Origin of the sequence: Salipiger mangrovisoli, assembly GCF_015223355.1 — a bacterium.
GTDB lineage: Bacteria > Pseudomonadota > Alphaproteobacteria > Rhodobacterales > Rhodobacteraceae > Salipiger > Salipiger mangrovisoli.
In genome coordinates this window covers 145,227-169,585 of sequence record NZ_JADFFK010000013.1, presented here as the reverse complement: position 1 = coordinate 169,585, position 24,359 = coordinate 145,227, and the positions used below count along the sequence as shown (strand labels likewise).

Here is a 24,359-nt window from a genome sequence, read left to right as displayed (position 1 = left end):
GTTTACCAAGGTCGACCGGCAGCCTTCGGATCAGCTTCACCCGAGCCCGAGATGTCCGGCGAAGCACTCGCTCTCATAGTCCTCGCGGAGGCGCCGGTCTTCCGCCAATGCCGCCGGAATGGTCGAGAGCGCCAGATCGAGACAGCCTACCGAGCCGCCGGGGAAAAGGATGAGACCGTCCAGCGCCCCGGCATCGGCCCAATCCCGGATCGCGTCGACCGCTTGACCGGGGGTGCCGATCACCTGCCAATGCGCCGAGCCGAGAACCTCGGGTGCGTCGAGCAGCTCATCCACCGAGGGCTCTGACCGCGCCACCTTGCGATAGAGCAATTCGGCATGGGTGCGGCTGCGCAGCGCGGCGTCGAGCGGCGGCAGGTCAGAGGCGGTGATCCGTCGCGCGCCATTCCACCCAGAGAGATCGAGGCCGATCATCGAGGTCAGCTTGGCCAGTTTCTGCGCGCGGCTCGTGCCGGCATGGGTCTCGCGGTAGAGCTCGCGCGCTTCGGTTTCGGAGGCGGCGAGGAAAAGGCTCAGGCCCGGCATCACCCGAACCGCATCCGCGGCCCGGCCGCGCGCGACGGCGCGGCGGCGCAGGTCGGCGCGCAGCGCGAGGGCGGCGTCCTTGTCAGGGCAGGCGGCGAAGGTCCCATCGGCAATCGCCGCGGCAAATCCGCGCCCGACGTGCGAAGCCCCGGCCTGAAACAGCGGCAGAGGGGCCGGGTGCCCAAGCGCGGCGAGCGGGCCCTCGACCTGATAGTAAGTCCCTTTGTGGGCGATGGCTGCGGGAAGCGTCGCGCTGCCATCGAGACCGGCAGCGCGATCAATCGGGGCCGCGCCGGTCGGGCAACTGTCCCAAAGCGCGCGGATCACCTGCACCGCTTCCGCGGCGCGCGCATAGCGCTCTTCGGCGCTCGGCATCTGCTCAAGGCCGAAATTGCGCTGCCCGTCGAGACTGGTGACGATGTTCCACCCGGCGCGCCCGCCCGAAAGCCAGTGCAGGGTCATCAGCGCGCGGGCGAGGATGTAGGGGGGGAAGAAAGTGGTCGAGGCGGTGGTCAGCAAACCGATGCGCGAGGTGTGCCCGGCAAGCAGGGTCATCAGCAGCGTCGGGTCGGACCCGCTGCCGCCGGGGCGCCTTGCCATGCCCGCCGGCGGCGCGCCGAGGCTGTCCGGACGGAAGACGAAATCGAGATGCGCCGCCTCGGCCCGCTGCGCGAGCTCGATGAAGAAACGCGGGTCTGAAAGGCGCTCGACCGCGCTGTCCTCGCGCCGCCACGCTTCGCCGGAAAGCCAGGTGGGGGCGAGGGTCATGCCTATGTGCAGCCTCTTTCGGGAGTCGACCACGGCGCGCCTTTCTTTCAGAAATGTAGAAGGTTCTGGGTTGTTGACGGTTTTACTATGGATTATTGATTTTGCAATACGAAACGCATTGCGCGGTGAGATACGTGCTGAGTACAGAACGCCTGAAGTTTTCCATCGGCCGCAGCGCTATCCTGCACGACATATCGCTGCGCTTCCGACCGGGGCGGTTCACGGCGCTGGTGGGGGCGAATGGCAGCGGCAAGTCCAGCCTGATGCGCTGCCTGATCGGGCTTGCCGCGCCAGAGGCCGGGAGGGTTCTGCTGGACGGCAGGCCGCTGGCGTCCCAGACGCGGCGGCAGATCGCGCGGCGGCTGGCCTACCTGCCGCAATCCAGCATCTGCCCCGACCACCTGACGGTGGGCGAGCTGGTCGAACTGGCCGGTTTCGCCCGGACGGGGCTGTTCGGCACCGTCCGGGCGGCCGACCGCGAGGGCTATCGCGAGGCGCTGCGCACGGTTGGGCTTGCGGGCAAGGCGGCGCGGCAGTTGAGCCGCCTGTCGGGCGGGGAACGGCAGCGCGCCTTCATCGCGCTGGCGCTGGCGCAGGATACGCCGGTGCTGCTGATGGACGAGCCGGTGAACCATCTTGACCTGAAGTATCAATACGCGGTGCTGGACCTGCTGCGCGACCTGGTCACCGGGCAGGGCAAGACGCTGGTCGTGGTGCTGCATGACCTCAACCTGGCTCTGGCCTATGCCGATGACGCGGTGCTGCTGAAGCAGGGCCGGGTGCTGGCGCAGGGACCGGCGCGGCAGGTGCTCGACGCGCGGGCGGTCGCCGAGGGGTTCGGCATCGCGGCAGATCTGCGCGATCTGGGCGGGCGCCGCCTGTGCCTGCCGAAGGGCGCACAGATGATCGGCATGCCATGAGGTTTGCCGGGACATGCGGCGCGGCGCTTGCCCTGCTTCTGGCGGCGGCGGTGGCGAGCCTGAGCCTCGGCGCGACGCCGATCGCGCCGCGCGAGGTTCTGCGCGCGCTGGTCGCCTTCGACGCGGAGAGCGTCGATCATTTCGTGGTGCTCAGCCAGCGGCTGCCGCGGGCGCTGATCGCCGTCTACGCCGGGGCGGTGCTGGCCGCGGGCGGCGCGGTGATGCAGGGGATCACCGGCAACCCGCTGGCCTCGCCCTCGACGCTGGGGGTGAGCGCCGGTGCGATGCTGGGGATGCTGGTCTCGGTCTTCGGCTTCGGCGCCGGGCTGGCGGGGCAGGGGGGGGCGGCGTTGGCCGGCGGATTCGGCGGATTTGCCCTGACGCTGGCGGTGGCGCGGCTGACCGGGCTGGGACCGGACCCGCGCGGCGTGCCGCTGATCCTGTCGGGGGCGCTGACGGGAATGCTGCTGGCGGGGGTCTCGGGGACGCTGCTGCTGACCGACCCGGCGCGGCGGGCCGAGTACCTGAGCTGGCTGGCGGGCAACATCAACCATTTCTACGCCGACCGGCTGGCGGTTTTCTGGCCGCTGGGGCTGGCGTCGGGGCTGATCCTGCTGGCGCTGGCGCGGCCGCTGACGCTGATCGGGCTGGGCCGCGAGCGGGCCGAGGCGCTGGGGGTGCCGGTGCGCAGGGTGAGCCGCGCCGGGCTCGCGGCGGTGGTGCTGGGGGCCAGCTCGGCCACGGCGATCTGCGGGCCGGTGGGCTTTGTCGGGCTGGTGGTGCCGCATCTGGTGCGGCCGGTGACCGGGGCGCATCTGGCGCGGCTGCTGCCGGTCTCGGCGCTGGTGGGGGCGGCGCTCTGCCTGCTGTCGGACGTGCTGGCGCGGCGGGCTTTCGCGCCGTTCACGCTGCACACCGGGGTGCTGCTCGACCTGGTGGGGGGCGTCTGCTTCGGAACGCTCGTCTACCGGCTTTACCTGCGGCCGGGGGCAAGGCGATGACCCGGCGGCTCGACGGCGCGCGGCTGCTGCGGGTGGCGAGGCTGGAGATGCGCCGGGCCGATCTTGGCGTGGCGCTGGCACTGGCGGCGCTGGCGGCCGTGCTGCTGGGGCTGGGGCTGACGGCGGGCAGTACACCGGTCGGGCTGGTCGATCTGCTTGGCGGCGGGCTGGATGAGGCGCAGCGCTACGCGGTGCTGGAGCTGCGCCTGCCGCGGGGGCTCACCGGCTTTCTGGCAGGGGCGGCGGTCGCGGTCTCGGGGGCGATGCTGCAATCGCTGACGCGCAACCCGATCGCCGATCCCGGGCTGCTGGGGCTGGCGCAGGGCGCGCTTCTGGCGATCCTGCTGGGGGTGGTCTTGCTGCCGGCGCTGCCCACGGGCTGGCTGCCGCTGATCGGCAGTGCCGGAGGGCTTTGCGTGGCGCTGTTCCTGGCCCGGCTGACCGGGCGGGGCAGGGCGGGGGATGCGCTGGCGATCCTGCTGCTGGGGCTGTCGGTCGAGACGGTGCTGTCGGCGATCACCGCCATCGTCCTGCTCTACGCGCCCCCTGACCTGTCGTTTGCCGTATCTGCCTGGCTGGCAGGCTCTCTGGCACAGGCCGGCTGGCCGGCCTTCGGCGGGCTTGCGCTCTGGGTGCTGCCGGCGCTGCCGCTGCTCTTTGCGGCGGGGCCGATGCTGCGGCTGCTGGACCTCGGCGAGGACCACGCCCATGCGCTCGGGCTGAGCCTGCGCGGCGCGCGGCTGATGGTGCTGGTGGCGGTGGTGGTGCTGACCTCGGCGGCGGTGACGGTGACCGGGCCGCTGGTCTTTCTCGGCGTCATGGCGCCGCATGTCGCCGCCGCCCTGCTGCCCAGCTCGGGCCGGGCGCGGCTGGTATTGAGCGGTTTGGCCGGAGGCGCTTTCGTCCTCGCCGCAGACGCGCTGTCGCGCGCGCTCGGCTCCGAGATCGGCCTCCCGCTCGGCCTGTGCCTGACGGTGCTCGGCGTGCCACTTTTCATAGCCATTCTGCGGCTGCGCGCGGTGCGTCGCCCTTCGTGAGGACCCTTTGATGAAACATATCCTGCTGACTGCGCTGCTGCTGGCGGTGCCCTGCGCCCATGCCGGGGAGCGTGTGCTGACCGATAACGCGGGCCGCACCGTGACCCTGCCGGAGACCCCGCGGCGCATCGTCGTCACCCATGATCCCCTGCTCGGCGTGCCGATCCTCGACATCGGCGGGAGGCTGGTGGGCAGCTTCGGGCGCACCGACGCGGGCACCGCGCAGTCGGCGGTGGACTTCATCGACAGCGTCCTGGGGCCGGAGGCGGTGCCGGAGCGGCCGCGGGGCGTTGGTCCGGCCGGGCAGATGGACTTCGAGAAGCTGCGGGCGCTGGAGCCCGACCTGATCATCGGCTCGGAGTACAATGCCGGCATCGTGGCGCAGCTTGCGCAGATCGCGCCAACCTATCTTCAGAACACCGGAACCGGGCGCGTTCACGGGTTTGGCACGCAGGAGCGGCTTGCCAGCGTGCTGGGGCTGGAAGACGCCTATGCGGCGCGGCTTGCGGCGTATCGCGCGCGCGTCGGCGAAACCCGTGCCGCGCTGCCCGTGCCGCCGGAGGGCAAGAGCTACCTTGTGGTGATCGCGCATGACGAGCTGCGGCTGGTGGGCGAGATGTCGGGGATGATTCAGGCGCTGGAGGATCTTGGCTACACGCGCGCCGAGGTCGCGGGGCTGGGCGAAGGCAACGGGCTGGGATCGAATTTCGCCGTGCCGCTGAGTGCCGAGGTCTTCCTGAGGCTCGATCCGGACGTGCTGGTGCTGATGAATTCCTACACCGGCAGCGATCGCGACGAGGCCTCGATCCGCGCCAAGCTGGGACGGATCGCGCCGGGCTGGGAGCGTTTCCTGCGCCCCGCAAAGGAGGGGCGGGTGATTTTTGCCGACAGCGCCAAGGTCTCGACCCCGTCTATCGCCAGCGCCGAGCATGGGCTGGTTGCGGTAAGGGACTGGGCCGGACGGTGACGTCCGCCCGAGACGTGGGAGGCTGGCCCGCGGTTGCGGGCCAGCGTGGGTCTTTCCGGGAGCCTGGGCTCAGAACTGCATCCGCACGCCGAAGCCGACCATCCGCGGATCGGTGACGCGCGAGCTGTAGACGCCGCGCGCGCCGCGCACCCAGGTCACGCTGTTCTCGTCGAAGACGTTGTTCACGTAGCCGTAGAGCTCGAATTGCTCCGAGAGGTCGTAGCTCGCCGAGAGATTGGCGATCGTATAGGGATCGACCTCGTAGTCGCCGGCGTTGTCGGTGTCCGAGTAGTAGCCGGTCACGTGGCGCAGGTCGCCGCCGAGTGTCAGCCTGTCGGTCACCTCCCAGCTTGCGCCGAGGCTGAAGGTGCCATGGGGCGCGCGGTCCAGCTCGTTGCCCTCGAGGTCGGGCAGGGCGTCGAACTCCAGGATCTCGGTGCGCAGCAAGCCGATCCCGGCGTTCAGCCGCAGGCTGTCGCTGGCCTGGAAGTCTGCCGCGAGTTCGAGCCCGTAGCTTTCGGTCCGACCGGCGTTGTAGGTGGTGCGGCTGTAGGAGAGCTGCTGGTCGCGGTAGTCCGAGTAGAACAGGTTGGCGGTCAGGAAGAGGCGATCCCCGAGCAGCGAGGAGCGCGCGTAGGCCTCGTAGGTCCAGGCGGTTTCCTCGTCGTATTCGTAATACTCGCTGGTCACGAAGTTCAGGCCGCTGCCGCCGGGCGTATAGCCCTTCGACACCGAGACGCCGAGCGTGGTGCTGTCATCCAGCGCGTAGGCCAGCCCGAGGCTGGGCAGAACCGCGTCGAAGGACTTGTCGTAATCGACCGGGTTGGTGGTGCCGAAGAGGTAACTTTCATAGGTGCCGCTGCGGGCGATCTCGTCGTGCTGGAAGCGCAGCCCGCCGGTCACCGAAAGCGCCCCGGTCGCGCGCCAGGTCGCCTCGCCGTAGAGGCCGGTGCTGGTCTTGTCGTTGTCGAAGGCGCTGTCGCCGCCGTTGCCGAGATAGACGAGGGTGATGTCGTCCTGTTGGTCGGTCTCGGAGTAGAACAGGCCGACGACGCCGCTGACCGGGTCGTCCGCGCTGCCGAAGTTGGCGCGCAGCTCGTTGCTCCAACCCGAGGTCTCGATGTGGGCGGTGCCGTCCTCGACCTCTTCGAGCACCCGGTCGGTGACCGACTCGCCGTAGCTGAGTTGGTTCGACAGGGTCATGCCATTGCCGAAATCATGGCTGACATCGGCCACCAGGCTGTCGGAGATGACGTGCCAGGTCGGCCCGTGGCTGTCGGTGGTCAGATCGCCGTCATAGGGGAAGGCGACGGACTCGCTGGTGGGCTGGTTCGAGTCGACATGGGCGTAGGTCAGCTTCGCCTCGAAGCCGGGAATGTCGGCCGGGGCCCAGAGCAGCTTGGCGCGGTAGGTCTGGGTCTCGTAGTCGCGGTCGGTGTCGCCGCCGTCGCCGGTGGCATCCTCCACGTCGACGTAGTTGTCGCGCGAGACATAGTCGGCCGAGAAGCGCAGGGCGAGGTCGGGGGCCACGGCGCCGCCGACCGCCAGCGAGGCGCGGCGCATGTTGTAGCTGCCGGCGAGGAGCTGCGCCGCGGTCTCGGGTTCGAAGCTCGGGTCCTTGGTGTTGACGATCACCGCACCGGCGATCGAATTGGCGCCCTGCTTGGTGGTCTGCGGGCCGCGATACACCTCGACCGTGTCCACGTCCCAAAGGCCGGTGCCGCCGTTCACATACTCGTAGAAGGTCTGATAGTGGCCATCGACATTCACCGTGGCGCGCGGCGTGGTGCCGGCGAAGAACGCCACGGCGCCTTCCTGGGCGCCCTGGCTCTCGATGCCGCGGATGGTCGGTGCGACGCCGCTGCCGACGTCGAGAAGGTTCGGCACGGCCTTCAGCGTCTCGCTGATGTCGCCGTCCTGCGGGCGAAGCTCGTCGCCGGTGATCACCGCGACCGAGGCGGCGGTGCTCTCGACCGTCTTGGCGTCCTTCTCGCCGGTGAGCAGGATCATCCCCAGATCGTAGCCGCTCTGCTGCGCGGCCACCGGAGAGGCCATGGCCGCCACGCCCGAGAGCGCGCCCGCCGTCGCGCCTGCCACCAGGGCTGCATGGGCGATGCCGCCAAGCAGTCTGCTTTTCGTTGTCATGTCTGTCCCCAACATTGAATGGGGCGGCTGCTTGGCTAGGGAGGATCCGGGGCCTTTCGGCGCGGAAGGACGCGGCTGGGGCGTCCGGCTGAGGTGCCGCCTGAATTTCTCATTGCATGATGCATGATGCATCGCAATATAAATAAGACAAAATAAGTCGGATATTTGGCGGTTCGCTGCGGCGCGCGGGGTGACCGACGCCACGGCCGTTCCGCGCATTGATCCTTGCGGGAGCAGGGACTAGCTTCCGGCGGACCGCTCCGGGGGGCTCCGGGGCAATCGAGGGCAAAGGACCACCGATGCAAGACGCACCGCCTCCCGACGCGCCGCAGGGCGTCTCCGAACACCGCAAGGCCGGAACGATCCAGTCGGTATCGACGGCGGCGGTCTTCCTGCGGGTTCTGGCCAGCGCCTCGGGGCCGCTGGCGCTTGGCGTCATCGCCAAGCGGGCGGGCACCTCGGGCTCCATGGCGCATCGCTACCTGCAGAGCCTCGTGCGCGAGGACCTGGCGGTGCAGGACCCGGCCAGCGGGCATTACGACCTGGGGCCTCTGGCGCTTGGTGTCGGCGTGGCCGCGCTGCGGAGGCTCGATCCGGTGGAGCTTGCCGCCGCCGAGATGAAGCGCTTCGCCGCGCGCACGGCGGCGAGCGCCGGCGTGGCGATCTGGACCGAGCGCGGCCCGACGCTGGTGCGCTGGTACCGAAGCGCGGTCTTCTCGATCAACTCGCTGGCGCTGGGGGATGTGCTGCCGGTGGACAACACCGCCTGCGGGTTGATGTTCCAGGCCTATTTGCCGGAGGAGCGGATCGCCCGTGCGCGCGGCTTCCAGCCCGAGGGGTTTCGCGGCAGGCGGCCCGATCCGGCGCTGCTGGCGGAGGTCCGGGCGCACGGCTGGTGCGAGTTGCAGGGCCACCTGCTGCCACATGTGGCGGGGCAGGCGGTGCCGGTGTTCGATCCGCAGGGCGAGATCGCCTGCGTGATGACCACCGTGGCCAATCTGGGCGAGGAAGTCAGCGACGCCATCGGGCGCGACCTGCGCGAGGTGGCGATCGCGCTCGGCAAGGCCACGGCGGGGCGCATCGCCGGTCGCTGAGGCGCGGCTGCGTCCTCAGGCGATCCTCTGACGCGAGGAGGGGACGCACGCCATGGCGGCGCGCCGCGGACCGCTGCGCAGCACGGGGCGGGCTGAACGGGACCGGGACGGATGCCGGCTCAGGCGCTGCGGTCCCGCGCGGCGACCCGCAGGTGGTCGCGGGCCGGGGCGGTGCTGTCGCGCACCACCAATTCGACCGGCAGGATCAGCTCTGTCGGGGCCGGCGCGCTGCGCTGCGCGAGCAGCGTCTCGGCGGCGCGGCGGCCGAGCTGCGCGCGCTTCTGGCGGACCGTGGTGAGCGGCACGCTGGCATAGGCCGACATCTCGATATTGTCGAAGCCGACGATCGAGATGTCCTCGGGGATGCGCAGCCCGGCGGCGCGCAGCCCGGCCATCAGGCCAATGGCCATCTCGTCATTGTCGCAGAAGACCGCGCTCGGCAGCTCGGCCTGTGCGAGCAGCGCGGCGCTGGCGGCGTGGCCGGACTTGAGCGTGAAGGCCCCCTCGATCCGCGGGGCAGGGGGCAGGCCCGCCGCAGCCAGCGCCGCGGCGACCCCGGCGGCGCGGGATTGCGACAGCGTGTTGGCGGAGGGGCCGGTGAGGTGCAGGATGCGGCGATGGCCGAGACCAAGCAGATGCTCGACCGCCATCCGCGCGCCCGAGGTGTTGTCGGCCAGGACGCGCGGGCCGACCAGCCCGTCGATCCATTCGCAGGCCTGGACCACCGGCGGGCAGGCGGCGTGATCGAAGAGCGCCGGATCGAGGCTGCCGTCGAGCACGATGACGCCGTCGGCGCGCGAGCGGTTGAGATAGGCCCGCAGGCCCCGGCTTGGCGAGCCGGGGTCGGTCTGGCGGGTGTCGAGCACCAGCAGGCTCAGCCCCTCGGCGCGCAGCGTTCCGGAGATGCCGGCCAGGATCTCGGAAAAGAACGGGTTGGCCAGGTTGGGCACCAGCGCCAGCACCGCGCCGACCTGCTGCTGGCGCAGGTTCCGGGCCATCAGGTTCACCGTGTAGCCGGTTTCCTCGACCGCCTTCTCCACCGCCTGCCGGGTGCGCTCCGAGACGATCGAGGGATTCGACAGCACGCGGCTGACGGTGGCGACCGACACCCCCGCGAGCTTGGCGACGTCATGGATCCGGGGCGCGGCGGCGGGGTCTTTCAAGGGCGGGACTCCAGTTGAGAGGTTTGCAACATACGCCGATAGACTCCTGTTGAAAACCTTTTCATCCTGTGTCAGTCATAATGAAACCGATTACATTTGCGATCGGCTATCTGGGAGGATCCATGCGAACTTTGAAGGGCCCCGGCCTGTTCCTGGCGCAATTCGTCGGCAGCGGCGCGCCTTTCGACAGCTTCGAAGGCATCACCCGCTGGGCGGCCGACTGCGGCTATCGCGGCGTTCAGGTGCCGAGCGGCGAGGCCTGCCTCATGGATCTCGACCGCGCCGCAGCCTCGAAGGACTATTGCGACGCGCTTCGCGGCAAGGCCGCGGCCTCGGGCATCGAGATCACCGAGTTGTCGGCACACATCCAGGGGCAGCTGGTCGCGGTGCACCCGGCCTATGACGCGGCCTTCGACGGCTTCGCCCCCGAGGCGCTGCGCGGCAATCCCGCGGCGCGGCAGGCCTGGGCGGTCGATCAGGTGATGAAGACCATCGACGCCTCGGCCAATCTCGGGATCGACCGCATGGCGGCCTTTTCCGGCGCGCTGGCCTGGCCCTATCTCTACCCCTGGCCGCAACGTCCGGCGGGTCTGGTCGAGGCGGCCTTCGACGAGCTGGCGGCGCGCTGGCGCCCGATCCTCGACCATGCCGCCGAGAAGGGCGTGAAGATCTGCTACGAGATCCATCCGGGCGAGGACCTGCACGACGGTGCCAGCTTCGAGATGTTCCTTGACCGGGTGGGTCAGCACCCCTCGGCGATGATGCTCTACGACCCCAGCCACTACGTGCTGCAGCAGCTCGACTACCTCGCGCATCTCGACATCTATGCCGAGCGCATCGGCATGTTCCACGTCAAGGACGCCGAGTTCCGCCCGACCGGGCGGCAGGGGGTCTACGGCGGCTTCCAGTCCTGGATCGACCGGGCCGGGCGCTTCCGCAGTCCCGGCGACGGGCAGGTGGATTTCAAGGCGATCTTCGCCAAGCTCGCGGCGATGGATTTCGACGGCTGGGCGGTGGTCGAATGGGAATGCGCGCTGAAGCACCCCGAGGACGGGGCGCGCGAGGGCGCGCGCTTCGTCAAGGATCACATCATCCGGGTCACCGAGCGCGCCTTCGACGATTTCGCGGCGGCGGGCACCGATGCGGCTGCCAACCGGCGGATGCTGGGGCTGGAGGGCTGAGATGACGCATACTCCCATCAGGCTCGGCATGGTCGGCGGCGGCAAGGGCGCGATGATCGGCGAGGTGCACCGCATCGCCGCGCGGCTCGACAACCGTTTCGCGCTGGTGGCGGGGGCCCTGTCCTCGACGCCGGAGCGCAACGCCGAGAGCGCCGCCGCCTGCGGCATTCCGCCCGAGCGGAGCTATGACGATTTCGCCGGGATGGCCCGCGCCGAGGCGGCGCGCCCGGACGGCATCGAGGCGGTGGCGATCTGCACGCCCAACCACCTGCATTTCCCGGCGGCCAGGGCCTTTCTCGAGGCCGGCATTCCGGTGATCTGCGACAAGCCGATGACCTCGACGCTGGAGGACGCGCGCGCGCTGGCTACGATCGCCGAGGCGGCGGGGGTGCCTTTCGTGCTGACCCACAATTACTCGGCCTACCCGCAGCTGCGGCTGGCGCGCGAGATGGTGGCGCGCGGCGATCTGGGCTCGATCCGCCTGGTGCAGGTGGAATATGCGCAGGACTGGCTGACCGAGGACAGTGGCAGCAAGCAGGCGGCCTGGCGGGTCGATCCCGCGCGGGCCGGGGCCGGGGGCTCGATCGGCGACATCGGCACCCACGCCTACCAGCTGGCGCGTTTCGTCAGCGGCATGCTTCCGGAGCGGCTGGCGGCGGATCTGACCAGCTTCGTGCCCGGCCGGAGGGTGGATGACAACGCGCAGGTGATGCTGCGCTACGCCTCGGGGGCGAAGGGCGCGCTTTGGTGCAGCCAGGTTGCGCCGGGCACCGAGAACGGTCTGAAGCTGCGCGTCTATGGCGACAGGGGCGGGCTGGAATGGGCGCATGAGACGCCGGAAACGCTGTGGTTCACGCCTTTCGGCCAGCCCGCGCAGAAGCTGCGCCGCGGGGCGCAGACCATGGCCGGAAGCCGCGTGCCGCCGGGCCATCCCGAGGGGTACCTCGAGGGGTTTGCCAACCTCTACGCCGAGGCCGCGGAGGTGATCCGCGCCTATCAGGCCGGAACGCCGCTGCAGACCCTGCTGCCGGGCATCCGCGACGGGGTCGAAGGGCTCGAGTTCATCGATGCCTGCCTGCGCTCGGCAAGGGCCGACAGCGCCTGGGTCGAGGTGCATCATGGCTGATCCGATCCTGTCGCTGAATGGCGTGAGCAAGTCGTTCGGGCCGATCGAGGTGCTGCATGGCGTCGACTTCGAGCTGCGCCCCGGCGAGATCCACGCGCTGATCGGCGAGAACGGTGCGGGCAAGTCCACCACGATGAAGATCCTCGGCGGATACATCGACGCCTCGGGCGGCGAGATCCGCTGGCAGGGGCAGCCGGTATCCTTTGCCAGTTCCGAAGAGGCCGAGGCGCGGGGGATCGTGATGATCCACCAGGAATTCAACCTTGCCGAGCATCTGGGCGTTGATCAGAACGTCTTTCTGGGGCGTGAGCTCAAGCGTGGCTGGCGGCTCGACCACGCGGCGATGCGGGGCCGGGCGGCGGCGCTGCTCGATCAGCTCGAATGCCACATCGACCCCTCGGCGCGGGTGGCGGGGCTTTCGGTGCCCGCCAAGCAGATGGTCGAGATCGCCAAGGCGCTGTCGCGCGACCTGCGGGTGCTGATCATGGACGAGCCCACCGCCGTGCTGACCGAGCGCGATTGCGAGATCCTGTTCCGGCAGATCGAGCGGCTGCGCGAACAAGGCGTGGCGATCCTTTATACCTCGCACAAGCTTTCCGAGGTGAAGCGCATCTGCGACCGGGTCAGCGTGCTGCGCGACGGGGTGATGGTGCGCTCGGCGAAGGTCGCGGAGATCACCGAGGACGAGATGGCTGCCGCGATGGTTGGCCGCGAGCTGTCCGATCTCTACCCGGCCAAGGCGGTGCCCGCGGATGAGGTGATGCTCGAAGTCGAGGGGCTCTCGGTGCCCGGGCTAATCGCGGAGGCCAGCCTGACCCTGCGCCGCGGCGAGGTGCTGGGCATCGGCGGGCTGGTCGGCGCGGGCCGCACCGAACTGGCCGAGGCGATTGCCGGGCTGCGGCCGCGCAGCGGCGAGGTGCGGCTGATGGGTCGGACGCTGCCCGCCGGGCAGGTGAAGACCGCGATGGAGCGCGGACTGGTCTATCTGACAGAGGACCGCAAGGGCGCCGGGCTGCTGCTCGACAAGAGCCTGCGCGAGAACCTGACGCTGCCGCTGCTGCACCGCTTCGGCCGGGTGCTGATCGACCGCAGGGCCGAGGAGGCGGCGCTCGACAAGGCGATCGCCGATTTCGCCATCCGCGCGCCGGATCGTGAAATGCCGGTGGGCAACCTCTCGGGCGGCAACCAGCAGAAGCTGCTGCTGGCCAAGACGCTGCTGAGCGAGCCGCAGGTGATCCTGATCGACGAGCCGACGCGCGGCATCGACATCGGCACCAAGCAGCAGATTTACACCCTGATCGCCGAGCTGGCCGCGGCGGGGCACGCGATCATCGTGATCTCTTCGGAGATGCCCGAGCTGATCGGCCTCGCCTCGCGGGTGCTGGTGATGCACGCCGGGCGCATCGTCGGCGCGCTTGACGGCGATGCGGTGAACGAGGGGGCCATCGTCCGTCTGGCGATGGGCCTGGGGGAGAGCAACGGAGAGGCGGCTGCATGACCATGGCCACGACGCAGAACAACACGGGACGAACACGGGGCGGGCTGAACCTGCAGGTGATCGGGCCGATCGTCGCGCTGATCGCGCTGGTGCTGATCGGCATGGCGCTGAATTCCAACTTCCTGAGCTACGCCAATATCACCAACGTGCTGGCGCGCTCGGCCTTCATCGGCATCATCGCCGTGGGCATGACCTTCGTGATCACCGCAGGCGGGCTCGACCTGTCGGTGGGCTCGATGGCCGCCTTCGTCGCGGGGCTGATGATCCTGGTGATGAACCAGCTGACGACAAGCCTCGGGGTCTCCTTGCCGGTGATCCTGCTCGGCATCGCGCTGGCGCTGGTCGCCGGGCTGGTGGCGGGACTGATCAACGGCATCCTGATCACGCGGGTGGGGATCGAGGCCTTCATCGTCACGCTCGGGACCATGGGCATCTACCGCTCGCTGATCACCTGGCTCGCCGATGGCGGCACGCTGTCGCTCGGCTTCGAGATGCGCGAGCTCTACCGGCCGGTCTACTACGGCGGCATCGCCGGGATCAGCTGGCCGATCATCGCCTTCGTGGTGGTCGCGGTGCTGGGCGAGGTCGTCATGCGGCACACCGCCTTTGGCCGCCACTGCGCGGCCATCGGCTCCAACGAGAAGGTCGCGCGCTATTCGTCGATCCCGGTCGCGCGGGTGAAACTGGCAACCTATGTGCTGCTCGGGCTGCTGGTCGGTTTCGCGGTGGTCATGTACGTGCCGCGGCTCGGCTCGGCCTCGGCCTCGACCGGCCTTCTGTGGGAACTCGAGGCGATCGCCGCGGTGATCATCGGCGGCACGCTGCTCAAGGGCGGCTTCGGCCGGGTCTGGGGCACCGTCGTCGGCGTGCTGATCCTCAGCCTGATCGGCAACCTGCTCAACCTCACCGATTTCGTGAGCCCTTATCTCAACGGCGCCATCCAGGGGGCCGTGATCATCCTTGCCGTGGTCTTGCAGCGCAAGGGAGGCACCGAGCGCTGAGCCACGCCTGAGCCTGACATCCACGTCGTCTTTCTTTGGGAGGAACATGCAGATGACGAAGATCCTTATCGCAACCACCGCGCTTGTCGGCGCGCTTGCCGGACCGCTGTCGGCCGAGACCATCGGCGTCTCGATCCCGGCGGCGACGCACGGCTGGGCCGGGGCGCTCAACTTCCACGCCGAGCGCACCATCGCCCATCTCGAGGAGGTCTATCCCGACCTCGACTTCGTGCTGGCGACGACGCCTGACAGCGCCACGCAGGTCTCGGACCTCGAGGACATGGTGGCGACCCGCGGCATCGACGCGCTGGTGGTGCTGCCCTTCGAATCCGAGCCGCTGACCGGCCCGATCCAGCGCATCGCCGAGAGCGGCACCTGGGTCACCGTGGTCGACCGCGGGCTGTCGGTCGAGGGCATCGAGACGCTCTACGTGGCGGGTGACAACGACAGCTTCGGACGCACCGCGGGCCAGTATTTCGCTGACACGCTCGACGACGGCGCCAAGGTGGTGGTGATGCGCGGCATCCCCTCGACCGTCGACAACGAGCGCGTCGCGGGCTTCGAAGAGGCCATCGACGGCTCGGGCATCGAGGTGCTGGCGATGGATCACGGCAACTGGAACCGCGACACCGCCTTCACGCTGATGCAGGACTGGCTGTCGCGCTTCCCGCAGATCGACGCGGTCTGGGCCGCCGATGACGACATGGCCGTGGGCGCGCTTGCCGCCATCGAGCAGGCGGGCCGCACCGGCGAGATGATCGTCGTCGGCGGCGCCGGAATGAAGGAGATGGTCGACCGCATCCGCAATGGCGACGCCACGGTGCCGGTGAACGTGACCTATCCGCCCTCGATGATCTCGACCGCGATCGAGATGACCGCGGTCGGCGTGACCGGCGCGGCCCCGATGAGCGGCGAGTTCATCATCGCCTCGGAGCTGATCACGCCGGAGAACGCCGCCGATTACTACTTCGAGGACAGCCCCTACTGAGGCTGGCCGGTGGGGCGCGGTTGCTGCCGCGCCCCCCTTGTCCGGCGGCGCTGTCAGGCCGGCAGCCTCTCGGCTCCCGCCGCGATGAAGCTGCGGACAAAATCGGTGGCGGGGCGGCCGCGGATCTCGGCGGGGGTCCCTACCTGCTCGATCCGCCCCATCGACATCACCGCGACCCGGTCGGCCAGGGTCAGCGCCTCGTCCTGATCGTGGGTGACGAAAACCGTGGTGAGGCCGGTCGCATCGTGGATTTCGCGCAGACCCGCCCGCAGCTCGCGGCGCACCCGTGCATCGAGCGCACCGAAGGGCTCGTCGAGAAGCAGCATGCGCGGCTCGGTGGCGAGCGCCCGCGCCAGCGCGACCCGCTGGCGCTGACCGCCCGACAGCTGGCTGGGGTAGCGCGCGGCGATCTGCGGCAACTGGATAAGTTCGAGCAGGCGCTCGACGCGGCGGGTGATCTCGGCGCTGCCGGGGCGGGTGCGGCGCGGCCGGGCGCGCAGCCCGTAGGCGATATTCTCGAACACCGTCATGTGCCGGAACAGCGCGTAACTCTGGAACACGAAGCCGGTGCGGCGCTGCTGCACCGGGGTGCCGGTGGCATCCCTGCCGTCGAGAAGCACCCGCCCGGCGCTTGGCTGTTCGAGCCCGGCGAGGATGCGCAGCAGAGTGGTCTTGCCGGAGCCCGAGGGGCCCAGCAGCGAGACCATCGCGCCCGAGGGGATCGAGAGCGACACCGGGTGCAGCGCGGTGGTGGTGCCGAAGCTCTTGGAGATCTCGTCGATGTCGATGTGCATGGGGGTCTCCGGTCAATGACGGCGCATGGCGGACAGAAGGTCCGCGTGGCGCCATTCCAGCAGGGATTTCAGGGCAAGGGTCAGCAGAGCGAGCGCCGCCAGCAGCGCCGCCATCGAGAAGGCGGCGACCGAGAGATACTCGTTGTAGAGCATCTCGATCATGATCGGCATGGTGGTGGTCTGACCGCGGATCTTGCCCGAGATCACCGCCACCGCACCGAATTCTCCCATGGCGCGGGCGTTGCAGAGCAGCACGCCGTAGAGCAGCGCCCAGCGGACGTTGGGCAGGGTCACGGTGCGGAACATGTGCCAGCCCGAGGCGCCGAGGGTCAGCGCGGCCTCTTCCTCGGCGCGGCCCTGTTCGGTCATAACCGGGATGAGCTCGCGTGCCACGAAGGGGAAGGTGATGAAGAGCGTCGCCAGCAAGAGGCCCGGGAAGGCGAAGACGATCTTGAGGTCATGCGCCTGCAGCCAGGCTCCGAGCCAGCCGTGGGTGCCGTAGAGCAGCACCAGCGCAAGGCCCGCGACCACCGGCGAGACCGAGAAGGGCAGGTCGATCAGCGTAATCAGCACCGCCTTGCCGCGGAAGTCGAACTTGGCGATGGCCCAGGCGGCGGCAAGGCCGACCGCGGCGTTGAGCGGCACCGAGACCGCGGCGACCAGCAGGGTGAGCCGGATCGCCGACCAGGCGTCGCGCTCGGTCAGCGCGGCAAGGGCGGCACCGAGGCCCTCGCGCAGCGCCTCGGCGAAGACCACGGCGAGCGGCGCGATCAGCAGCACGAGCGTCAGCGCCAGCACGGCGAGGGTGAGCAGGGCGCGCGCGCCCGGTGGCTCGGTGGTGACCGGATGTGGCAGGGCGCGGTCAGGCATGGGGCCGCTCCTTGCGCAGCCGCCGGGCCGGCTGGACGGCGGCGCGCGGTGCGGGGCCGGTGGCGTAGTAGAGCCCGGCGAGCATCGCGGCGGGCACCAGAAGGTAGGCCGCGAGGACCAGCCAGAGCGCGGCGCCCGCGCCCCAGAGCACCGCGGCGACGCCGAGGCCGGTCGTTCCGAAGAGTGCGGCGACGGCGAAGCCGCTGCCGGCGCGGGGGGTGATGTCGGTCGTGTCGGTGTCCTTGTCAGGCATGGCCGATCCTCCTGCGGGTCCAGACTTGTGTCGCATTGATGAAAAGCAGCATCGCGAAAGAGATGCCGAGCATGGCGAGGCCGATGGCGGCGGCCGCGTCGTAGTCGTATTCCTCGAGCCGGATGACGATCAGCAGCGGCGCGATCTCGGTCTTGCCGGGCAGGTTGCCGGCGATGAAGATGACCGAGCCGAACTCGCCCACCGAGCGCGCCAGCGCCAGCGCGAAGCCGGTCATCAGCGAGGGTGTCAGCACCGGCAGCACCACGCGGCGCAGGGTGCGCAGGCGCGAGGCGCCGAGCGTGGCCGAGGCTTCCTCCCATTCCGGGTCGATCTCGTCGATCACCGGCTGGACGGTGCGCACCACGAAGGGCAGCCCGACGAAGACCAGCGCCAGCCAAATGCCCGCCTCGGTGTAGGCGATGCTGATCCCGAAGGGCGCCAGCGCCTGCCCGAAGACACCGCTAGGCGCGTAGAGCGTGGTGAGCGCGATCCCCGCCACCGCCGTCGGCAGCGCGAAGGGCAGGTCCACCGCCGCGTCGATCAGGCGGCGGCCGGGAAACCGGTAGCGGGTCAGCACCCAGGCCAGCGCAAGGCCGAAGACGAGGTTGAAAAGCGAGGCGACCAGCGCCGCGCGGAACGACAGCAGCAGCGCCGCGCGCACCCGCGCCGGGGCGAGGTGACCGGCGATTTCCGCCGGTCCCATGAGAATGCCCTGCCCGAGCAGCGCCGCGAGCGGCAGCAGCACCACCCCGGTCAGGGCGGCGAGCAGGATCCCCATGCCAAGGCCGAAGCCGGGCAGGGGCGAGGCGACGCGCAGCATGCCGTTCACTCCGCGATGATCTGGTCGAAGATGCCGCCGTCGCCGAAGAAGCGCGGCTGCGCCTCGGTCCAGCCGCCGAACTCGGCGATGGTCACCAGCTCGAGCTCGGGGAAGCGCTCGATGTCGTCATCCGCGGCCAGCGAGCTGTCCCAGGCGCGGTAGTAGTTGGCGAGCGCCAGCGCCTGTGCCTCGGGGCTGTAGAGATACTCGAGATAGGCCTGCGCCACCTCGCGCTGCGCCTCGTCCTCGATATTGCCCGGCACCAGCGCCACCGGCGGCTCGGCGAGGATCGACACCGAGGGCACGACGATCTCGAAGGCATCCGCGCCAAGTTCGTCGAGCGCGAGGAAGGCCTCGTTCTCCCAGGCCAGCAGCACGTCGCCGACGCCGCGCCGGGTGAAGGTCGTGGTCGCCCCGCGCGCGCCGGTATCCAGCACCGGCACGTGCTTGAAAAGTTCGGTCACATAGGCGCGCGCGCTGTCCTCGCTGCCGCCGGGCTGGTTCAGCGCCCAGCCCCAGGCGGCGAGGAAGTTCCAGCGCGCTCCGCCCGAGGTCTTGGGATTGGGGGTGACCACCTGCACGTCGTCGCGGATCAGGTCGTCCCAGTCGGCGATGCCCTTGGGATTGCCCTGGCGGACCAGGAACACGATGGTCGAGGTATAGGGCGCGGAATTGTGTGGCAGGCTGGCCTGCCAGTCCTTGGGCAGCACGTCCGAGCGCTCGGCGATGGCGTCGATGTCCGAGGCCAGCGCCAGCGTCACCACCTGCGCGTCCAGCCCGTCGATCACCGCGCGGGCCTGCGCGCCGGAGCCGCCGTGGCTCTGCTCGAGCGTCACGGGCTCGTGGCCCTGCGCCTGCCACCACTCGGCAAAGAGGTCGTTGTAGGCGCGGTAGAATTCGCGCGTGGGGTCGTAGGAGACGTTGAGCAGCCGGGTCTCGGCGGCGGCAAGGCTCGGGCTCAGCACGGCACCGCTGGCCAGCAGCGCGGCGAGCAGGGGGGCAGAGCCGCGAAGGAAGGAAAAGGTCATGGGAAAGCTCTCTCTCAGAGGGTGTCAGACGGGGAGGGTCCGGGCCGGGACACGCGGACCCGCCATTGCGCGGGGCAGCGGCCCTGCATCATCTCGCGGGCGGCCAGCTCGGGGTTGCTGGCAAGCACGGTCAGCGCGCGGCCGCCGACCTGCAGCGGCAGGCCGGTGTCGCGGGCCACGAGGTGCAGCACGTGCACCCGCCCCGCAGGACTGGAGTGAAGGGCGTTCGGCATTCAGGTCCTCCTTTCGGACGGGCGGGATCGCCCGGTGGTGAAGCTGGGCGGATTGCCCAATGACCTAAATATCCACCGTCTTAGTCGTGTTTTCGAGAGAAGAGGTTCAGCGTTCTGCGTCGCCGTTGGAGAATTTTATTCTCCGGCGACCGGCTCCCGCGATGATCCGTTTTCCCGCGCCGCCGCTTCAGCCGTGCCGGTGCCGAAGGTTTTTGCTGCCATCACGGGATCTTTCAGCAAGTCCTGAAGGGTCAGCGACTCGATCAGCAGCAGGTAGCTGTAGAAGACCTCGCCGAAAACCCGGCGCAGCTGGCAACTTTGCTCGTCGTCGCAATCCTCGCAGCGGCGGTAGGCGCGGCGCGACAGGCAGGGCAGCGGCGCGATCGGACCGTCGATCTGTTGCAGCAGCTCGCCGAGCGAGATCTTCGCGGGCTCGCGGATCAGGAAGTAGCCGCCGGCGCGGCCGCGCTTGGCCCCGAGGTACCCCGATTTGCGCAGGTCCAGCAGGATGTGCTCGAGAAAGCGCTTCGGCGCACCCGACCGTTGCGCGACCTCCTCGATGGTCAACGGCGTGCCCGGCTCGAGCGCGCCGAGCGCCATGAGCGATTTCAGAGCATATTTGGTCTTCTGGGTGATCATCCCGCTATTAAATCACCAAATTCACGGCAGGAGAAGTCGTCTTTCTTTAATCACGATAATGGCAGTAGACTTATTGTAAATTTGAGCCATCCTGAAGCGAAGGACCCGAGTCGCAGGAGGCGCCCGGATGGAGCTCGACCGAATAGACCGCAAGATCGTCGCCACGCTGATGGGCGATGCGACGGTGCCGCTGGCGCGGCTGGCCGACATGGTGGGCCTGTCGCCGACGCCCTGCTGGAAACGCCTGCACAAGCTGCAGAAGGCGGGGGTGATCCGGGGCCGCGTGGCGCTGGTCGATCCCGAGCGGCTGGGGCTCGGGCTTACCGTCTTTGCCGGTATCTCGGCGCCGGAGCAGAGCGCCGACTGGCAGCGCCGCTTCGAGGAGGTGGTCGCGGGGCTTCCGGAGGTCATGGAGGCCTACCAGCTTGCCGGCAGCCACGACTACGTGCTGCGCATCGTGGTGCGCGACATGGGCGATTTCGAGCGGTTGCGGCGACAGATCACCGAGGCGATCCCGGTGCGCGACCTGTCGGCGAACTTCGCCCTGAAGCGGCTGAAGGCGGAGACCGTGCTGCCGATCGACACGCAGTCGGCGTGAGGAGCGGCCTGAGGGGACGGCCTGAAAGGGAGGCCGGACCCTCAGGCTATGGGGCGCTGTCGCCCAGGGGGCCTCGTGTCTGATCACCGATCAGCAGCACTTCGGCGGTGATGCAGATGCGGTTGCCATGCGGACGCAGCACCCCCGCCATCGGCGCGCCGTCGAAGCCCACCGACGCTGCGTTGAGAATGACGCTGTCGCCGGTCAGCCGCCCGGCGCGCAGCAACACCTCGGTGGCATAGCTTTCGAGCTGGCTGGCTTCGAAGCTGGTGTGCACGAGGCTGCCGATGCCCTCGATGCGGGCCCGGCCGAGCGGCGCGCCGGCCTCGGCGAGCAGCGCGTGCGGATCCTCGTTGGGGCGCAGGGTGCAGAGCAGCGCAGGCAGCCCGTCACCGGCGCTGCTGCCCTGGACCACCGGCGCGAAGAGGTCAAAGCCGGTCTCTGGATCGGGGGTCACGGCGAGCGCCGCGCCGGTGATGCCCCAGCCCTGCACGGTCATCTCCTGCGCCAGTTCGGAGTCCGGGGCCAGCAGGTGCCCCATGCGCTGCGCGCCGTCCGGCCCGGACCAGAGTCCGTGACAATGTAGGAAGGGAGCGCCCTGCTTCATGCCAAGGTGCAGCCCGGCCTCGGAGATCACCGCGGTGTCGAGCACGTGTGTCTTGCTGTACCAGGCGGCGCGGCCATCGCCCGGCGCGGGCGCTGGGATCACGTAGGAGAGCCGCGCGCAGGGCGCCCCGGAAAGCCGGAGGTAGCCCGCCGTGAAGCCCGCCTCGGCGAAGCCCTGCACCACCGCCTTCTCGAAGCTCATCCCGGCGGCGAGCCGCAGCTCCACCGGCTGCGCGTGGCAGGGCAGGGCGGTGAAGCGGGCCTCGCTGCGCGGGCCGGGATGGGTCAAGAGCTGCAAGGGACTCATCTGGCCGGGGTCGCCCTTGGTTCGGTTTCGGGCAGATCACCGCGCGCGATCAGCTCTTCGCGGATCATTTTCTTGGTGATCTTGCCATAGGCGCTCTTCGGCATCTCGTCCCAGAACACCACGTGCCGGGGCATCTTGTAGCGGGCCAATTTCGGGGCCAGCCAGCCCAGCAGCGCGTCCGGGGCGACGCCCGCGCCGCGCGCCACGCAGACCGCGACGCCGATCTCGCCCCAGACCGGATCGGGCATGCCGAGCACGGCGACTTCCGAGACCTCGGGGTGGAGCAGGATTTTTTCCTCGATCTCGCGCGGGTAGATGTTCGAGCCGCCCGAGATGTACATGTCCGAGGCGCGGCCCGTCAGGTAGACGAAGCCTTCGGCGTCCATGTGCCCCAGATCGCCGGTCAGGAACCATCCGTTCCGGAAGCTCTTGGCGTTGGCCTCGGGGTTGTCGAAGTAGCCGGCGAAGACGGCGGGGCCGATGACGGCGATCTCGCCGGTCTCGCCGGGGGCCACTTCCTTGCCCTCGGCATCCTGGATCTGCACCTGCATGCCGGTGCGAGCGAAGCCGCAGGAGCCGATGCGCATGGCGCTATCATCTGTCGAGTGATGCGCGGGCGGCAGCACGGTGATGTTGCCGGTGACCTCGCCGAGGCCGAAATACTGCACCAGCTTCGGACCCAGCACCTGCAGCGCGCGGATCTGATCGGCGCGGTACATGGGCGCGCCCGCATAGATCATGTAGCGCAGGCTCGAATGATCGTGGGCCTGCGCCGAGGGGTGCTCGACCAGCAGCTTGACGATGGTCGGCACGGTGAAGAGGTTGGTGATCTTCCACTTCGCCACCAGCCCCCAGATCTCGTCGGGGTCGAACTTCGCGCTCGCGGGCAGGATCGTCTTCACCCCATGCGCCACCTGCGCGAGTTGGTGGATGCCCGCGCCATGCGACAGCGGCGCGACAACGATCGAGGCATCCTCGGGCCCGGTGCCGGGCATCAGGTCGCAGAGGTGGTTGGTGACGACAAAGGCCATCTGGCCATGGGTCAGCACCGCCGCCTTGGGCCGCCCGGTGGTGCCGGAGGTGAAGAAGAACCAGCAGGGATCGTCGCGCTGGACCTCGGCCTGCGGCGGGCGCTGGCCGAGGTGGGCGGCGACAAGGCTTTCGTAGCTCTCTCCCAGGCCCTCGCCGATGCCGACCACGAAGCCGAGACCGTCGCAGGCAGCGGCGTGCTCGGGGAAGGTGGCCTCGCAGAGCATCCCCTTCGCCTGCGAGCTCTGTGCGAGGAAGGCGATATCCTCGGGCGACTGGCGGAAGTTGGCGGGCACCCAGACCGCGCCGATGCGCCAGCAGGCGAACATCGCCTCGAACATCTGGTTGTTGTTCGCCGACTGGACCAGCAGACGGTCGCCCTTCTTCAGGCCGAACTTTCCGGACAGCGCGGCGGCGAAGGCCGCAGAGCGCGCCTCCATCTCGGCCCAGGTCCAGGTCTGCGCGCCCCAGACGAAGCCGATGTCGCCGGGGTGGCGGCGGGCACTCTCGGTCAGGAAGTTCGCGAGGTTCATCACCCGCGTCGAAACGGGCGGCAGGCCGCCCGAGAGGTCGATGGTCATTTCACCCGCTCCAGGATCGACACGTAGTTGGTCACCGCCGCGCCGCCCATGTTGAACACGCCGGCGATCTCGGCGCCGGGGATCTGCATCTCGCCCGCGTCGCCGGCAAGCTGCATCGCCGCCATGACGTGCAGCGACACGCCAGTGGCGCCGATGGGGTGGCCCTTGGACTTCAGCCCGCCCGAGGCGTTGACCGGCAGCTTGCCGTCCTTGGCGGTGATGCCCTCGCGGATCACCCGGCCACCCTGGCCGCGCTCGGCAAGTCCCATGGCCTCGTATTCCAACATCTCGGCGATGGTGAAGCAGTCGTGGGTTTCGACCAGCGAGAGGTCGTCGAGGGTTAGCCCCGAGGTCTTGAAGGCCTGCGCCCACGCCCGGCGGGCGCCTGCAAACTCCAGCACGTCGCGGCGCGACAGGGCCATGATCTCGTTGACGTGGCTTCGCGCACGGAAGGCGATGGCGCGCTGCATCCCGGCGGCGGTCTCGGCATCGGCCAGCACCAGCACCGCCGCCCCGTCGGAGACCAGCGAGCAGTCGGTGCGGCGCAGCGGCCCGGCGACAATGGGGTTCTTGTCCGAGACCGTGTTGCAGAAGGCGGTGCCGAAGTCCTTGCGCATGTGCGCCAGCGGGTTGGCCATGCCGTTGGAGTGGTTCTTGGCGGCGATCATCGCCAGCTCTTCGCTCTTGTCGCCGTAGCGCTGGAAGTAGCTGCCGGCGATCTGCCCGAAGAGCCCGGCGAAGCCGCCGCTGATGCCCGCCTCTTCCTTGCAGTAGCTGGCCCCGAGGAGGATGTCGCCGACCTCGGGCGTGGGGGTGGCGGTCATCTTCTCGGCCCCGACGACCAGCGCGATGCGGCCGCGCCCGGCGGCGATGAAATCCATCGCCCCGTGCAGTGCGGCGGAGCCGGTGGCGCAGGCGTTCTCGTAGCGCGTCGCGGGGGTGTGGGCGAAGCGTTCGTCGCCCATGGCGACCAGTGCGCCCTGGAAATCCTGCTGCGAGAAGCCGTTGTTGAAGACGCCGGTGAAGATCCCGTCGACATCCTCGGGGCTGATCCCGGCGTGCTCCAGCGCCTCGGCCACGGCAGCGGCCATCAGGCTTTCGGTGTCGGGATGCTCGGACTTGCCAAACGGGGTGTGGCCCCAACCGACGATCTGTGGGTCTTTCATCAT

The 24,359-nt window shown here is 69.4% G+C and carries 24 protein-coding genes; 11 read left to right on the top strand and 13 right to left on the bottom strand.

The genetic code is table 11. The features are described from left to right. Positions 1-36: 36 nt before the first annotated feature. Positions 37-1,311: an NtaA/DmoA family FMN-dependent monooxygenase gene (locus tag IQ782_RS17710; RefSeq protein WP_194135997.1), complete on the bottom strand. Its 1,275-nt coding sequence runs from the start codon at positions 1,309-1,311 to the stop codon at positions 37-39. A 134-nt stretch (positions 1,312-1,445) separates the two neighbouring features. Between IQ782_RS17710 and IQ782_RS17705 the strand changes: the two genes are divergently transcribed. The 4 genes from IQ782_RS17705 to IQ782_RS17690 are packed head-to-tail and all read left to right on the top strand — an operon-like array spanning position 1,446 to position 5,236. Beyond that, positions 1,446-2,231 (top strand): ABC transporter ATP-binding protein, encoded by a 786-nt coding sequence (locus IQ782_RS17705; protein ID WP_338092604.1) that lies wholly within the window; start codon positions 1,446-1,448, stop codon positions 2,229-2,231. After that, the gene (locus IQ782_RS17700) at positions 2,228-3,232 is read left to right on the top strand and encodes a FecCD family ABC transporter permease (RefSeq protein ID WP_194135996.1); all 1,005 of its coding nucleotides are present in this window, start codon (positions 2,228-2,230) and stop codon (positions 3,230-3,232) included. Before IQ782_RS17705 ends, IQ782_RS17700 begins: the two co-directional genes overlap by 4 nt. Further along, the gene (locus IQ782_RS17695) at positions 3,229-4,269 is read left to right on the top strand and encodes an iron ABC transporter permease (protein ID WP_240989367.1); all 1,041 of its coding nucleotides are present in this window, start codon (positions 3,229-3,231) and stop codon (positions 4,267-4,269) included. Before IQ782_RS17700 ends, IQ782_RS17695 begins: the two co-directional genes overlap by 4 nt. Before the next feature lie 10 nt (positions 4,270-4,279). Further along, positions 4,280-5,236 carry an ABC transporter substrate-binding protein gene (locus IQ782_RS17690; RefSeq protein WP_194135995.1) on the top strand — a complete coding sequence of 319 codons (957 nt, stop codon included), beginning with the start codon at positions 4,280-4,282 and terminating at the stop codon, positions 5,234-5,236. A 69-nt stretch (positions 5,237-5,305) separates the two neighbouring features. Here IQ782_RS17690 and IQ782_RS17685 read toward each other — a convergent pair whose 3' ends face one another. Further along, complete coding sequence (locus tag IQ782_RS17685; protein ID WP_194135994.1) at positions 5,306-7,381, bottom strand: TonB-dependent receptor; 2,076 nt, start codon at positions 7,379-7,381, stop codon at positions 5,306-5,308. A gap of 299 nt (positions 7,382-7,680) precedes the next feature. Between IQ782_RS17685 and IQ782_RS17680 the strand changes: the two genes are divergently transcribed. Beyond that, positions 7,681-8,475, top strand: a complete 795-nt coding sequence (locus IQ782_RS17680; RefSeq protein ID WP_194135993.1) for an IclR family transcriptional regulator — start codon at positions 7,681-7,683, stop codon at positions 8,473-8,475. 119 nt (positions 8,476-8,594) lie between these two features. Here IQ782_RS17680 and IQ782_RS17675 read toward each other — a convergent pair whose 3' ends face one another. Beyond that, positions 8,595-9,638 (bottom strand): LacI family DNA-binding transcriptional regulator, encoded by a 1,044-nt coding sequence (locus tag IQ782_RS17675; RefSeq protein WP_194135992.1) that lies wholly within the window; start codon positions 9,636-9,638, stop codon positions 8,595-8,597. A 122-nt stretch (positions 9,639-9,760) separates the two neighbouring features. On the opposite strand from IQ782_RS17675, the gene IQ782_RS17670 reads away from it, so the two are divergent. The 5 genes from IQ782_RS17670 to IQ782_RS17650 are packed head-to-tail and all read left to right on the top strand — an operon-like array spanning position 9,761 to position 15,432. Further along, on the top strand, positions 9,761-10,819 hold the full coding sequence (locus IQ782_RS17670; protein ID WP_194135991.1) for a sugar phosphate isomerase/epimerase family protein: 1,059 nt from the start codon (positions 9,761-9,763) through the stop codon (positions 10,817-10,819). 1 nt (position 10,820) lies between these two features. Then, positions 10,821-11,945: a Gfo/Idh/MocA family protein gene (locus IQ782_RS17665; protein ID WP_194135990.1), complete on the top strand. Its 1,125-nt coding sequence runs from the start codon at positions 10,821-10,823 to the stop codon at positions 11,943-11,945. Further along, positions 11,938-13,443 carry a sugar ABC transporter ATP-binding protein gene (locus IQ782_RS17660; protein ID WP_194135989.1) on the top strand — a complete coding sequence of 502 codons (1,506 nt, stop codon included), beginning with the start codon at positions 11,938-11,940 and terminating at the stop codon, positions 13,441-13,443. The genes IQ782_RS17665 and IQ782_RS17660 overlap by 8 nt, the downstream gene beginning before the upstream one ends. Then, a complete protein-coding gene (locus tag IQ782_RS17655) occupies positions 13,440-14,444 on the top strand; it encodes an ABC transporter permease (RefSeq protein ID WP_194135988.1) in 1,005 nt (334 codons plus the stop codon). Before IQ782_RS17660 ends, IQ782_RS17655 begins: the two co-directional genes overlap by 4 nt. A 52-nt stretch (positions 14,445-14,496) precedes the next feature. Further along, positions 14,497-15,432 (top strand): ABC transporter substrate-binding protein, encoded by a 936-nt coding sequence (locus tag IQ782_RS17650; RefSeq protein ID WP_194135987.1) that lies wholly within the window; start codon positions 14,497-14,499, stop codon positions 15,430-15,432. 53 nt (positions 15,433-15,485) lie between these two features. Here the strand turns inward: IQ782_RS17650 and IQ782_RS17645 are convergent, their stop codons facing one another. The 7 genes from IQ782_RS17645 to IQ782_RS17615 all read right to left on the bottom strand — a co-directional run bounded on the left by IQ782_RS17645 (position 15,486) and on the right by IQ782_RS17615 (position 20,069). Beyond that, positions 15,486-16,226: a sulfate/molybdate ABC transporter ATP-binding protein gene (locus IQ782_RS17645; protein WP_194135986.1), complete on the bottom strand. Its 741-nt coding sequence runs from the start codon at positions 16,224-16,226 to the stop codon at positions 15,486-15,488. Between the two features lie 12 nt (positions 16,227-16,238). Next, complete coding sequence (gene cysW, locus IQ782_RS17640; RefSeq protein WP_194135985.1) at positions 16,239-17,096, bottom strand: sulfate ABC transporter permease subunit CysW; 858 nt, start codon at positions 17,094-17,096, stop codon at positions 16,239-16,241. Next, positions 17,089-17,349 (bottom strand): hypothetical protein, encoded by a 261-nt coding sequence (locus tag IQ782_RS17635; protein ID WP_194135984.1) that lies wholly within the window; start codon positions 17,347-17,349, stop codon positions 17,089-17,091. Before IQ782_RS17635 ends, cysW begins: the two co-directional genes overlap by 8 nt. After that, a complete protein-coding gene (cysT, locus tag IQ782_RS17630) occupies positions 17,342-18,169 on the bottom strand; it encodes a sulfate ABC transporter permease subunit CysT (protein ID WP_194135983.1) in 828 nt (275 codons plus the stop codon). Before cysT ends, IQ782_RS17635 begins: the two co-directional genes overlap by 8 nt. Positions 18,170-18,174: 5 nt before the next feature. After that, positions 18,175-19,197, bottom strand: coding sequence for a sulfate ABC transporter substrate-binding protein (locus IQ782_RS17625; RefSeq protein WP_194135982.1), 1,023 nt, complete (start codon positions 19,195-19,197; stop codon positions 18,175-18,177). A 14-nt stretch (positions 19,198-19,211) separates the two neighbouring features. Continuing rightward, on the bottom strand, positions 19,212-19,430 hold the full coding sequence (locus IQ782_RS17620) for a hypothetical protein (RefSeq protein ID WP_194135981.1): 219 nt from the start codon (positions 19,428-19,430) through the stop codon (positions 19,212-19,214). 135 nt (positions 19,431-19,565) lie between these two features. Continuing rightward, positions 19,566-20,069 carry an RrF2 family transcriptional regulator gene (locus IQ782_RS17615; protein WP_194135980.1) on the bottom strand — a complete coding sequence of 168 codons (504 nt, stop codon included), beginning with the start codon at positions 20,067-20,069 and terminating at the stop codon, positions 19,566-19,568. Between the two features lie 127 nt (positions 20,070-20,196). Here IQ782_RS17615 and IQ782_RS17610 point away from each other — a divergent pair, with 127 nt between their 5' ends. Further along, entirely contained in the window at positions 20,197-20,667 is a 471-nt protein-coding gene (locus tag IQ782_RS17610; RefSeq protein WP_194135979.1) for an Lrp/AsnC family transcriptional regulator, read from the top strand. Between the two features lie 46 nt (positions 20,668-20,713). On the opposite strand, the gene IQ782_RS17605 is transcribed toward IQ782_RS17610, so the two are convergent. From IQ782_RS17605 to IQ782_RS17595, 3 genes are read right to left on the bottom strand one after another with little or no spacing between them, the layout of a single operon-like run. Then, a complete protein-coding gene (locus tag IQ782_RS17605) occupies positions 20,714-21,571 on the bottom strand; it encodes a PPC domain-containing DNA-binding protein (RefSeq protein ID WP_194135978.1) in 858 nt (285 codons plus the stop codon). Between the two features lie 5 nt (positions 21,572-21,576). Beyond that, positions 21,577-23,190 (bottom strand): acyl-CoA synthetase, encoded by a 1,614-nt coding sequence (locus IQ782_RS17600; RefSeq protein WP_194135977.1) that lies wholly within the window; start codon positions 23,188-23,190, stop codon positions 21,577-21,579. Further along, on the bottom strand, positions 23,187-24,356 hold the full coding sequence (locus IQ782_RS17595) for an acetyl-CoA acetyltransferase (protein ID WP_194135976.1): 1,170 nt from the start codon (positions 24,354-24,356) through the stop codon (positions 23,187-23,189). Before IQ782_RS17595 ends, IQ782_RS17600 begins: the two co-directional genes overlap by 4 nt. Positions 24,357-24,359: the final 3 nt, after the last annotated feature.

Bases quoted from the DNA above. Each gene is read 5' to 3' on its own strand.
- IQ782_RS17600 (WP_194135977.1), bottom strand. From the start codon at position 23,190: ATGACCATCGACCTCTCGGGCGGCCTGCCGCCCGTTTCGACGCGGGTG.
- IQ782_RS17625 (WP_194135982.1), bottom strand. From the start codon at position 19,197: ATGACCTTTTCCTTCCTTCGCGGCTCTGCCCCCCTGCTCGCCGCGCTG.
- IQ782_RS17700 (WP_194135996.1), top strand. From the start codon at position 2,228: ATGAGGTTTGCCGGGACATGCGGCGCGGCGCTTGCCCTGCTTCTGGCG.
- IQ782_RS17615 (WP_194135980.1), bottom strand. From the start codon at position 20,069: ATGATCACCCAGAAGACCAAATATGCTCTGAAATCGCTCATGGCGCTC.
- IQ782_RS17690 (WP_194135995.1), top strand. From the start codon at position 4,280: ATGAAACATATCCTGCTGACTGCGCTGCTGCTGGCGGTGCCCTGCGCC.
- IQ782_RS17610 (WP_194135979.1), top strand. From the start codon at position 20,197: ATGGAGCTCGACCGAATAGACCGCAAGATCGTCGCCACGCTGATGGGC.
- IQ782_RS17655 (WP_194135988.1), top strand. From the start codon at position 13,440: ATGACCATGGCCACGACGCAGAACAACACGGGACGAACACGGGGCGGG.
- cysT (WP_194135983.1), bottom strand. From the start codon at position 18,169: ATGCTGCGCGTCGCCTCGCCCCTGCCCGGCTTCGGCCTTGGCATGGGG.
- IQ782_RS17670 (WP_194135991.1), top strand. From the start codon at position 9,761: ATGCGAACTTTGAAGGGCCCCGGCCTGTTCCTGGCGCAATTCGTCGGC.
- IQ782_RS17685 (WP_194135994.1), bottom strand. From the start codon at position 7,381: ATGACAACGAAAAGCAGACTGCTTGGCGGCATCGCCCATGCAGCCCTG.
- IQ782_RS17710 (WP_194135997.1), bottom strand. From the start codon at position 1,311: ATGACCCTCGCCCCCACCTGGCTTTCCGGCGAAGCGTGGCGGCGCGAG.
- IQ782_RS17635 (WP_194135984.1), bottom strand. From the start codon at position 17,349: ATGCCTGACAAGGACACCGACACGACCGACATCACCCCCCGCGCCGGC.
- IQ782_RS17595 (WP_194135976.1), bottom strand. From the start codon at position 24,356: ATGAAAGACCCACAGATCGTCGGTTGGGGCCACACCCCGTTTGGCAAG.
- IQ782_RS17660 (WP_194135989.1), top strand. From the start codon at position 11,938: ATGGCTGATCCGATCCTGTCGCTGAATGGCGTGAGCAAGTCGTTCGGG.
- IQ782_RS17620 (WP_194135981.1), bottom strand. From the start codon at position 19,430: ATGCCGAACGCCCTTCACTCCAGTCCTGCGGGGCGGGTGCACGTGCTG.
- IQ782_RS17665 (WP_194135990.1), top strand. From the start codon at position 10,821: ATGACGCATACTCCCATCAGGCTCGGCATGGTCGGCGGCGGCAAGGGC.
- IQ782_RS17650 (WP_194135987.1), top strand. From the start codon at position 14,497: ATGACGAAGATCCTTATCGCAACCACCGCGCTTGTCGGCGCGCTTGCC.
- IQ782_RS17695 (WP_240989367.1), top strand. From the start codon at position 3,229: ATGACCCGGCGGCTCGACGGCGCGCGGCTGCTGCGGGTGGCGAGGCTG.
- IQ782_RS17680 (WP_194135993.1), top strand. From the start codon at position 7,681: ATGCAAGACGCACCGCCTCCCGACGCGCCGCAGGGCGTCTCCGAACAC.
- cysW (WP_194135985.1), bottom strand. From the start codon at position 17,096: ATGCCTGACCGCGCCCTGCCACATCCGGTCACCACCGAGCCACCGGGC.
- IQ782_RS17645 (WP_194135986.1), bottom strand. From the start codon at position 16,226: ATGCACATCGACATCGACGAGATCTCCAAGAGCTTCGGCACCACCACC.